The following is a 1,828-nucleotide window of genomic DNA, read 5'->3' as shown; positions in this document are numbered from 1 at the left end:
GATGGCCTCACCCGCTTCATTCGCCTCCAGGTAGGCCACTCACCCCGCGAACCCCCAGCTCAACGACCCGCGAACCGAACACGCAATAGCCCTGCAGAGAAGGGCCCCGTCGTTTGGGCCGGTGTGAACCACGAACGGGTGACCGAATCTACCGCGAAGCGCTCGTCACCGAAGGTGACGTCGGCGCCGGTCGCCGATGTCCGGACGTGCCGAGAAGAGTGCGTGTCTGAAGCTGGGTAATGCGGCGTCTTGGACAGGTACGGGCTCAGCCGATCAGCGGGCGGCTGACGACGCTGTCGGCGCGGCCGCTCAGCTCCCGGTCCAGGTCTCCTGCGCCTCGCGCATCGCTTCGGCGTACCGCGGTTCGGCGAGCCGCCGCACTCCCCCCTCGGGTGCGACGTTCTCGACCACCGCGCTGATCCACCAGATGTTGTCGAACGGATCACGTACCCGACCGCCCCGCTGACCGAAGGCCTGGGTGGCCGGGACGGTGACGACGCGGGCTCCGGCGGCGACCGCGCCCGATCGTCCCGTCGGCATCGGCGACGAAGACCTGCAGCAGCGACGGCATGGCCGGCCCGGCTCCGCCTGCTGCGGCCCGGACTGCGTTGAGATCCTCGCCCGGCGCAATGGCCGGGCGCAGCCTAACAAGGAACAGGGTTTAGAAGAACCAGAGGGAGCCGCAACGTCCTGCAAGCCCACACCGAACTCGCCGCCGGCCGACCTGGCTACCCGCACGAACCAGCCACCAGTCACCATCAAGTCAGCCGGCGGCTTTACGGCCTTTTCTGCATGTCACACAACGTTTCTATCCGCACTACGGACATCGACCCGGCCAAGATTTCGTCGCGCTCCCGGCTATTTATATGGTAAGGACGAACGTACTCCACAGTCGAGGGTAGCGCATCGAGTTGAAAGACCGTAACGCGACAATTCCCACTTTCTCTGTCATGGCCAACACCATCCGCCACATACTTAAAAGATCCATTCGACCAGTCGGTTTCGCCTTTCGCCAGAGTCAGGCTTGGACCAGAAACGCCCGCTACGAGATCATTGCGAGTGGGGCCGACATAAACGGCGATCGCCGCATCCGAGTAGCTCTTTCCGATCAACCGATATCCGTCGACGTTCAGCCGGTCCCGATACCGTTCCGACTCGTTCGGACCGTGAGTGGCGCAGGCCGACAGCCCGGCCACAGAGAGACACAGCAGCATTGAACAGACCGGCGCCCTACTGGTTAAAGTCATGAACATACAAAGACGCCTGACTGACAAATCAACTGATCGCTTGTCGCATTGTACCTACCGATCGTGGTCGCATAAACCTGAGCCCTCGGCCCCAGATCTCCGGTCTCTCGGACCGCATCACGGTACCGATGAATCGGCTGACCGGCCACCACCCGGCCGCGCCGCAGGCTCAGGCCCCTTTCCACGCGCATCTGGTCCAGGGCGATGAGGACTTCCTCCAGGGTCGCCACCTCGGCGGGGTCGGCGTCGACGTGTCCGGCCAGGTGCAAACCGGCACCGGGCGTCGTTCCCAACCGGCCAGGGTGCCAGATAGGCATGGACCGCTGGCGCGGGTGTCGTCCAGCTCTACCTGGCATCTTCCGAGACGTCGTGCTCAGTTCGGCGTTACCCCAAGTCTGTTGGCTGACCGCCCCGGCCGAGCAGGAGGTGCAATGCCTTTCTGGCTGCCTCGCGTCGCTCTGCCTGCCTGGCGAACGTGGCGGTCATTGAGCCATTCCGTGCAAGCGGGTGGTAGCAGTCAGTAGCCGCCTGGGATGCCGGGAAGGCGTGAGACGCGCCAGATCAGGTCCGGTACGAAGAGA

General features: G+C 64.2%; 2 protein-coding genes. Both read right to left on the bottom strand.

What is annotated here, in order from left to right:
* Positions 1–309 precede the first annotated feature (309 nt).
* Positions 310–540, bottom strand: a complete 231-nt coding sequence (locus ACIRG9_RS31560) for a hypothetical protein (RefSeq protein ID WP_402864205.1) — start codon at positions 538–540, stop codon at positions 310–312.
* A 703-nt stretch (positions 541–1,243) separates the two neighbouring features.
* The gene (locus ACIRG9_RS31555) at positions 1,244–1,540 is read right to left on the bottom strand and encodes a hypothetical protein (protein ID WP_402864202.1); all 297 of its coding nucleotides are present in this window, start codon (positions 1,538–1,540) and stop codon (positions 1,244–1,246) included.
* Positions 1,541–1,828 lie beyond the last annotated feature (288 nt).

This window comes from Micromonospora sp. NPDC093277 (assembly GCF_044765245.1).
In the GTDB taxonomy this organism is placed as follows: domain Bacteria; phylum Actinomycetota; class Actinomycetes; order Mycobacteriales; family Micromonosporaceae; genus Micromonospora.
The sequence above is the reverse complement of the archived record's forward strand: the minus strand, read 5'-3'. Positions and strand labels throughout refer to the sequence as shown.